The organism is Nocardia sp. NPDC102475 (assembly GCF_055584605.1).
Genome location: NZ_JBVJLS010000013.1, coordinates 68,909 through 76,645, shown reverse-complemented (window position 1 = coordinate 76,645; position 7,737 = coordinate 68,909). Strand labels below are relative to the sequence as shown.

The following is a 7,737-nucleotide window of genomic DNA, read 5'->3' as shown; positions in this document are numbered from 1 at the left end:
GCCGGGAATGTTCCGTCTACAGAATCGCGCCTGGGTTGAGAATGCCATGCGGGTCGAGCGCATCCTTGATCCGCCGAGTGAGCGTCATCACATCGGGACCCAGTTGATCGGGCAGCCAGGCCTTCTTCAACCGGCCCACGCCATGTTCGCCGGTAATGGTGCCGCCGAGCTCGATGGCCAGATCCATGATCTCGCCGAAGGCGCGGTGCGCGCGTTCGGTCATCTCCGCATCGGTCGGATCGTGCACGATCAGCGGGTGGGTATTGCCGTCCCCGGCGTGCGCGATCACCGAAACCAGCACGTCATTGCGTGCGCCGATGGCGGCGATACCGTTGACCAGATCGGCGAGCCGCGGCAGCGGAACACCGACGTCCTCGAGCAGCAGCGGCCCGATCTTCTCCACGGCCGGAATGGCGAAACGTCGTGCGGCGGTGAAGGCTTCGCCTTCCTCCGGATCCTCGGTGTGGAAAACCTCGGTGGCACCGGCCTTTTCGCAGATGCCGACCATGATTTCGGCTTCGTGCCTGGCGAATTCGCCCGGTGCGTCGGAGCGGGCGACCAGCAGCGCGGCGGCCTCGCGATCCAGCCCCATCCGCATCTCGTCCTCGACCGCATTGATCGCGACGGCATCCATGAACTCGAGCATGGCGGGCCGCAGGGTGCCGGTGATGCCGAGGATGGCCTCGGTGGCGGCGGTCAGCGTCGCGAAGGTCGCGACCACGGTGGACTGCGGCGGTTGGGCGGGCAGCAGCCGCAGGGTGAGTTCGGTGATCACCCCGAGCGTGCCCTCGCTGCCGACGAACATTTTGGTCAGCGACAGGCCCGCCGAATCCTTGAGTCGTGGGCCGCCGAGCCGCACCACCGTGCCGTCGGCGAGCACCACCTCCATGCCGAGCACGTAATCGGTGGTCACGCCGTATTTCACACAGCACAGGCCGCCCGCATTGGTCGCCGCATTGCCGCCGATCGAACATATTTCGAAGGAGGACGGGTCCGGCGGATACCACAGGCCGCGCTCGGCGACCGCACGTTTGACCTCCGCATTGAGCAGGCCGGGCTGGACCACCGCGGTGCGGGTGACCGGGTCGACGGTGATCGCGCGCATACGTTCGGTGCTGAGCACGATGCCGCCGTCGACGGCCGTCGCACCGCCGGACAGTCCGGATCCGGCCCCGCGCGGCACCACCGCGACCTTGTGTTCGTGCGCCCACCGCAACGTCGTCGCGACATCATCGGTACCGGTCGCGCGGACCACGGCCAGCGGTGTGCCGGCGCTCGGATCGCGCGCCCAGTCCTGCCGATAGCCCGCCAGCAGATCGGGATCGGTGAGTACCGCGCCGTCGGGCAGGCGGGAGATCAGGTCATGCAGGTCCACACGACTCACGCTATACGGCAAGTACGGGCCAGGGTGAGTGCCCGACTGTAACAGCCGCGCGTCCGGTTCTCCCTGGAGGTTTGCTACAACGCGGAGCCCGGCGGGATTGTGGGGCGGTCCAGTGGTGCCGGGTCCGTAGGACGATAAGAATTCCGGGCAAGGCGCCCATTCAGGGCGCTGTCCGATTCCACAAGGTGCGCAGGCGCGCCGAGGAGGTCTCATGCAGGTCGAGTCGCCGGATTACCGTGATTTGGTCGCTGCGGTGTTCTCCTACGAAGTTCTCGACGGGGGTATCGACCCGGATTCATTGCGCCGCATCCACGCGGGCGATATCGCCGAATGGATCACGGCACTGGATCGCTCGGGCATGTTCGGCAAGAGAGTGATCGCCACCCTGTCCGACCAGTGGCAGCGCAAACCCCGCCTCCTGCTCGAGGCCCTCCTGGAAGACGTCGACGACGTCACCCGCCGCCGCTGCCTCGTCGCCTGGTCCGCCCTGGACCACCGTTCGCCCCTCACCCAGATCGGCTGATCAAGATCGGGTGCCACCCGATCTTGTTTCCTGGACGATCACCTGATGGACACCTGCCGCTGGCATGCTGGCGGCGTGACGAGCACCGAGTCCCTGGTGGCGGGCTTCTCTCGCTGGTGCGAGGCCGTCGTCGCGCGGCTGCCGTCGGGGCTGAATCGCCTTGTCGCCCCGACGTTTCTCGGCTTCGCGCTGATCAACGGCTTCACCTTCGGTGTCGATCTGGCGCTGCTCACGGTGCTGCACGGCTGGCTGGGACTGCCCGTATGGCTATCGGTCACGGTGGCCTATATCTGCGCGTTCGGGCTCAGCTTCGTGCTCAATCGCACGTTCAACTTCCACTCGCACGCACCGGTCGGCAGACAGGCCGTGGTGTACGTGGTGGTCGTCGTGATCAACTACCTCGCCTTCATCCTCGGCGTCGGCGGCGGATTGGCCGCGCTGGGATTGGAATACCACCTGTCGCGGCTGCTGGCCGGGGCATGTGAGGCGGTCTATATGTACTGCGCGATGCGCTGGGTGGTGTTCCGCGGGCTATCGCAGGATCTCGATATCGCTGCCGTCGACCACCACGACGTCGTCGTCGGTGAGCGCCCAGTGCGCGATGCCCTCGGCCCGGTAGCGGGCGGCGAGTAGCGCGGCCTCACCGTCCGGATCGGTCGCCGAATTCAGGTGCGGCACGATGCGATGGTCGACCAGACCCAGTCCGTCCCACCGTGGTTCGATACCGCACGCCGGTCGGACCTCGGCCGGGTCGTCGGTGGATTCCAGACCGTGCAGATCCGGAGTCAGCAGACAGGCGCCCGCACTGTACCCGGCATACACCAGCGCGTCGGCGGCGAGCAGCTTTGGCAGTACGAAATCGGCTCCGCTGCGGGCGAATTGGGCGCGCAAGACGAAGGTATTGCCGCCGCGTGCCCATACCAATGGATACTGTGCCAGTGCGGCTTCCAGTTCGGTTGCGCGACCGACGAATTCGCGCAGATCCAGCACGTCGGGGGAGTAGCCGAGCTTGCGCAGCGGGATCACGTCACTGGCGACCGCACCCGCCCAGGCCGCGGGCCAGGCGTCACATGCGTTGGGAATCACCGCGACTCGGCCCGGCTCGCCGACGAGTGCGGCGAGCCGGTCGTAGTGTGCGCCGAATCGGTAGCTGGACAGGAAAAGTCGCACCGCGGCTCAGATAGTGAAGGCCAGGCTGCGCACCAGTCGGGTGCCGAGTTCCGCATCGCCGGAAATGCGGAACTCGCCTTCATGCGCATCCGCGGTGGTGCGTCCGCCACGCAGCCGGGCGAACAGGCCCGAGTCCATCCGAACCACCACGGTGGCGGGCGCGTCCAGTTCATCGACGATATTGGCGCGGCCGTCCACCGCGACGTGCAACGTCTGCGGCAACGGGCCGGTCAGTTCGAAGGTGATGCGCGATCCGTCCGGCGCCTGCGCACCCTTCGCCACCGCCCGCCCGATGGTGGCGGTGAGTTCGCCGAAGGCCCGCGCGGCCCGCGGTCCGCCCTCGTCGACGGATATGCCGAGCGCGTCGGCGATATCGAGTTCGTGCATCCAGCAGTCGAACAGCCGCACCCGCATGAACCGGCCATAGCTGACCTTGCCGATCGGCGATACGGTCTCGGCCTGCCATTCCGCATCACCGAAGGATGCGAGCGCCTCTCGCCTGCGATCGGTGACATCGCGATACAGCGCGAACAGTCGCTTACCCGACAGCGGCCGCAGCCGATCGACCCAGATCTCGTTGAGCACGCCGGCCTCGTTGCGCACATGCGGCAGCGTGGTCACATCGGTTTTGGGCCGGATCGGATCGTGCGCGGGCGGGCTTTCGCCGAGCAGCCAGGATTCGGTCCCGACGACGTGTGCGACCACATCGAACAGCGACCAGCCCGGCAGCGGAGACGGTGCGCGCCAACGCTCTTCGTCGAGATCGGCGACCAGCGTCGCGATCGTCTCCCATTGCTCGGACAGCAGGCCGGTCAGCTCGTTCCGGTCCTTGGTCGGGTCGGTCATTCTCGCTCCTCGGCGCTGGTCTCGTCTTCGTGTGCCAATGCCGATATTCCGGCGCGGATGGCGGCCGCGGTGGACTCGGGATCGTGCGGGCGCCGCAGCAGCAGCCCGGCGGCGAAGCTCAGTTTGTCGCCGTGCCGGCGCGGTATCACGTGCAGGTGGACGTGTGGGACGGTCTGGAAGGCCGCGGTGCCGTCATTGAGCACGAGATTCGCGCCGTCCGCGGCGAGGTCGCTGCGCCTGATCGCCAGCGCGATCCGGTGTCCGGCACGGAAAATGTGCGCGCCCGATTCGGCATCCAGATCCGCCAATTCGGATGCGTGTCGCTTCGGGATGATCAGGGTGTGGCCGCGGGCGATCGGGCGAATATCCAGGAACGCGCACAGCGTGTCGTCCTCGTAGACCTTGGTCGCCGGGGCCTGCCCCGCCGCGATGCGGCAGAAGACGCAGTCGTTCACACCGCCGACCATACGGCGTACCGCTCACCGGGAACATACTCGGCATGACGCACGTCACTATGGGAAGGTATTGCGCCGCGCCGACCAGGATTCGAACCTTGGTGTTGGTCGCGAATCCGACATAACGGCGGAATCCGGCGCAACTTGTGACCGCCATCTCAGCTACGCTCATCCGCTAGCGACTGCTTGCAGGTCGCTCGAAAGGGTCAGCTAGCGATTGCTTGCCAGGTCGCTCGAAAAGATCAGCGAGCCGGGTACAGTTGCGAGGATTTGGACGAACTTACTCCAAAGTAACATCGTCCGGCCGTCGACCGGTTGCTTGAAGCTCAGCCAGAGAAGGAAGTCTGACAAGTGGAGACAACGCAGAGCGTAGGCGACCAGTCGCCGCGCGGAGCGCGTGTCGGAGTCGTTCGCGAGTCAAACGCGGGCGAGCGGCGTGTCGCATTGGTGCCCAAGATCATCCCGAGCCTGCTGAAGCAGGGCGTCGAGGTGGTGGTCGAGGCGGGCGCCGGGCTCGGCGCGCTCATTCCGGACGCGGCCTATGTGGATGCGGGCGCGACCATCGGTGATCCGTGGTCGGCCGAGGTGGTCGTGAAGGTCGCTCCGCCCAGTGACGCCGAGGTGGCGAAGCTGCACAGCGGGCAGACCCTGATCGGCTTCCTCGCCCCGCGCAACGCCGACAACCAGATTCCCGCGCTGAAATCGGCCGGGGTGCAGGCCTTCGCCGTGGAGGCGATTCCGCGTATTTCGCGGGCCCAGGTGATGGACGCGCTGTCCTCGCAGGCCAACGTCTCCGGGTACAAGGCTGTGCTGCTGGCGGCGTCGGAATCGACGCGGTTCTTCCCGATGCTGACCACCGCGGCGGGCACGGTGAAGCCCGCGACCGTGCTGGTGCTCGGTGTGGGTGTTGCGGGTCTGCAGGCTTTGGCGACGGCGAAGCGTCTGGGTGGGCGGACCACCGGTTACGACGTGCGGCCCGAGGTCGCCGATCAGGTGCGGTCGGTCGGTGCGCAGTGGCTCGATCTCGGGATCGATGCCGCCGGTGAGGGTGGTTATGCCCGTGAGCTCACCGACGAGGAGAAGGCCAAGCAGCAGCAGGCGTTGGAGGATGCGATCAAGGGCTTCGACGTGGTGATCACCACCGCGTTGGTGCCGGGCCGCCCCGCGCCTCGGCTGGTGACCGCGGCGGCGGTGGAGGGCATGAAGCCCGGCAGTGTGATCGTGGATCTGGCCGGTGAGACCGGCGGCAACTGCGAGCTGACCGAGCCCGGTGAGGTCGTGGTCAAGCACGAGGTGACGATCGCTTCGCCGTTGAACCTGCCCGCGACGATGCCCGAGCATGCCTCGGAGTTGTACTCGAAAAATATTGCGGCGCTGTTGGAGCTGATGTTGATCGACGGGAAGCTGTCGCCCGACTTCGGTGATCAGGTGCTCGCGGACTCCTGTGTTACTCGTGAGGTGGAAGCCTGATGTACACCGAACTGCTAGCGAATATCGCGATCCTGGTGTTGTCCGGGTTCGTCGGGTTCGCGGTCATCTCGAAGGTGCCCAATACCCTGCATACGCCGTTGATGTCGGGTACCAACGCTATTCACGGCATCGTCGTGCTGGGTGCGTTGGTCACGCTCGGCAACGTGCAGGATCCCTCGATCCTGACCCAGATCATCCTGTTCGTCGCGGTCGTGTTCGGAACCCTGAACGTGATCGGTGGGTTCGTGGTGACCGACCGGATGCTCGGGATGTTCAAGGGTAAGAAGGCCGCACCGGTGAAGGCTGCCGCAGCGGAGCGTTCAGAGGGAGCTGCGTGATGCATACCTTCGACAATGTGACCTATCTGGTCAACGGGCTCTACATCATCGCCTTCGGCATGTTCATCTACGGTCTGATGGGGTTGACCGGGCCGAAGACCGCGGTGCGCGGCAACCTGATCGCCGCGGCGGGCATGGTGATCGCTGTGGTGGCGACGCTGATCTCGATCCGCCACACCTCCAACTGGATCCTGATCGTGGCCGGGCTCGTGGTCGGTGTGGTGTTGGGTGTGCCGCCGGCCAAGTTCACGAAGATGACCGCGATGCCGCAGTTGGTGGCCGCGTTCAACGGTGTCGGTGGTGGCACGGTCGCGTTGATCGCGTGGTCGGAATTCATCAACTCCCAGGGTTTTTCACATTTCGATGAAGAACCCACCGTGCACATCGTGATCGGCTCGCTGTTCGCGGCGATCATCGGTTCGGTGTCGTTCTGGGGATCTTTGATCGCGTTCGGCAAACTTCAGGAAGTCCTACCCGGGCGTCCGATCGGTCTGGGCAAGCTCCAGCAGCCGTTGAACCTGCTGCTGCTACTGGGTGCGATCGCTGCCGCGGTGGTGATCGGTATCGGCGCCACCAATGATGGTGTGCCCCAGTACTGGATGATCGCGGTGCTCGTGCTCGCCGGTGTCCTGGGCCTCGCGGTGGTGCTGCCGATCGGTGGCGCGGACATGCCGGTGGTCATCTCGCTGTTGAACGCGTTGACCGGTCTGTCGGCTGCCGCGGCGGGGTTGGCGTTGAACAACACCGCGATGATCGTGGCGGGCATGATCGTCGGCGCGTCCGGCACCATCCTCACCAACCTGATGGCCAAGGCCATGAACCGGTCCATTCCCGCTATCGTCGCGGGTGGATTCGGTGGCGGCGGCACCGCCCCGGGTGCTTCCGGTGGTGAGCAGAAGCAGGCCAAGGCCACCAGCGCCGCGGATGCCGCGATCCAGATGGCCTACGCCAACCAGGTGATCGTGGTGCCCGGCTACGGTATGGCCGTCGCCCAGGCCCAGCACGCGGTCAAGGAAATGGCGTCGTTGCTGGAGGCCAAGGGCGTCGAGGTCAAATACGCCATCCACCCGGTCGCCGGTCGCATGCCCGGCCACATGAACGTCCTGCTCGCCGAGGCCGAAGTCTCCTATGACGCGCTCAAGGAAATGGACGACATCAACGGCGAATTCTCGCGCACCGACGTGGCTTTGGTGATCGGCGCCAACGACGTCACCAACCCCGCCGCCCGCGAGGACTCCTCGTCCCCGATCTACGGCATGCCGGTGCTCAACGTAGACCAGGCCAAGAGCGTGATCGTGTTGAAGCGTTCCATGAACAGCGGTTTCGCCGGTATCGACAACCCACTGTTCTACGCCGACCACACTTCGATGCTGTTCGGCGATGCGAAGAAGTCCGTCGGAGCGGTCACCGAGGAACTCAAGGCACTGTAAGCGCCTCGGCATGAAAGCCCGCTTCCGCGAATGGAAGCGGGCTTTCGTCATTGCGGATGCCGTTCGCGCGCTTCGACCGCGTCTTTGGCATCCCTCAGGCTTGCGCCCGTCAGGTTGCGAT

The 7,737-nt window shown here is 65.7% G+C and carries 9 protein-coding genes; 5 read left to right on the top strand and 4 right to left on the bottom strand.

Annotated elements, in window-relative coordinates; all coding sequences use genetic code 11:
• Positions 1–16 precede the first annotated feature (16 nt).
• Complete coding sequence (locus ACZ60G_RS23560) at positions 17–1,375, bottom strand: FAD-binding oxidoreductase (protein WP_465812277.1); 1,359 nt, start codon at positions 1,373–1,375, stop codon at positions 17–19.
• 220 nt (positions 1,376–1,595) lie between these two features.
• Between ACZ60G_RS23560 and ACZ60G_RS23555 the strand changes: the two genes are divergently transcribed.
• Both ACZ60G_RS23555 and ACZ60G_RS23550 read left to right on the top strand, forming a co-directional pair.
• The gene (locus tag ACZ60G_RS23555; RefSeq protein ID WP_465812275.1) at positions 1,596–1,907 is read left to right on the top strand and encodes a hypothetical protein; all 312 of its coding nucleotides are present in this window, start codon (positions 1,596–1,598) and stop codon (positions 1,905–1,907) included.
• A gap of 45 nt (positions 1,908–1,952) precedes the next feature.
• Complete coding sequence (locus ACZ60G_RS23550) at positions 1,953–2,540, top strand: GtrA family protein (RefSeq protein ID WP_465812274.1); 588 nt, start codon at positions 1,953–1,955, stop codon at positions 2,538–2,540.
• Here the strand turns inward: ACZ60G_RS23550 and ACZ60G_RS23545 are convergent.
• The 3 genes from ACZ60G_RS23545 to ACZ60G_RS23535 are packed head-to-tail and all read right to left on the bottom strand — an operon-like array spanning position 2,439 to position 4,378.
• On the bottom strand, positions 2,439–3,077 hold the full coding sequence (locus ACZ60G_RS23545; protein WP_465812272.1) for a Type 1 glutamine amidotransferase-like domain-containing protein: 639 nt from the start codon (positions 3,075–3,077) through the stop codon (positions 2,439–2,441). The genes ACZ60G_RS23550 and ACZ60G_RS23545 overlap by 102 nt on opposite strands.
• A gap of 6 nt (positions 3,078–3,083) precedes the next feature.
• Positions 3,084–3,923, bottom strand: coding sequence for a maleylpyruvate isomerase family mycothiol-dependent enzyme (locus ACZ60G_RS23540; protein ID WP_465812271.1), 840 nt, complete (start codon positions 3,921–3,923; stop codon positions 3,084–3,086).
• Positions 3,920–4,378 (bottom strand): HIT family protein, encoded by a 459-nt coding sequence (locus ACZ60G_RS23535; RefSeq protein WP_465812269.1) that lies wholly within the window; start codon positions 4,376–4,378, stop codon positions 3,920–3,922. The genes ACZ60G_RS23540 and ACZ60G_RS23535 overlap by 4 nt, the downstream gene beginning before the upstream one ends.
• A gap of 351 nt (positions 4,379–4,729) precedes the next feature.
• On the opposite strand from ACZ60G_RS23535, the gene ACZ60G_RS23530 reads away from it, so the two are divergent.
• Genes ACZ60G_RS23530 through ACZ60G_RS23520 form a run of 3 tightly spaced genes read left to right on the top strand, consistent with a single transcriptional unit; the run spans position 4,730 to position 7,616 of the window.
• The gene (locus tag ACZ60G_RS23530; RefSeq protein WP_465812267.1) at positions 4,730–5,848 is read left to right on the top strand and encodes a Re/Si-specific NAD(P)(+) transhydrogenase subunit alpha; all 1,119 of its coding nucleotides are present in this window, start codon (positions 4,730–4,732) and stop codon (positions 5,846–5,848) included.
• Entirely contained in the window at positions 5,848–6,186 is a 339-nt protein-coding gene (locus ACZ60G_RS23525; protein ID WP_465812265.1) for an NAD(P) transhydrogenase subunit alpha part 2, read from the top strand. The genes ACZ60G_RS23530 and ACZ60G_RS23525 overlap by 1 nt, the downstream gene beginning before the upstream one ends.
• Positions 6,186–7,616 carry an NAD(P)(+) transhydrogenase (Re/Si-specific) subunit beta gene (locus tag ACZ60G_RS23520; RefSeq protein WP_465812263.1) on the top strand — a complete coding sequence of 477 codons (1,431 nt, stop codon included), beginning with the start codon at positions 6,186–6,188 and terminating at the stop codon, positions 7,614–7,616. Before ACZ60G_RS23525 ends, ACZ60G_RS23520 begins: the two co-directional genes overlap by 1 nt.
• Positions 7,617–7,737: the final 121 nt, after the last annotated feature.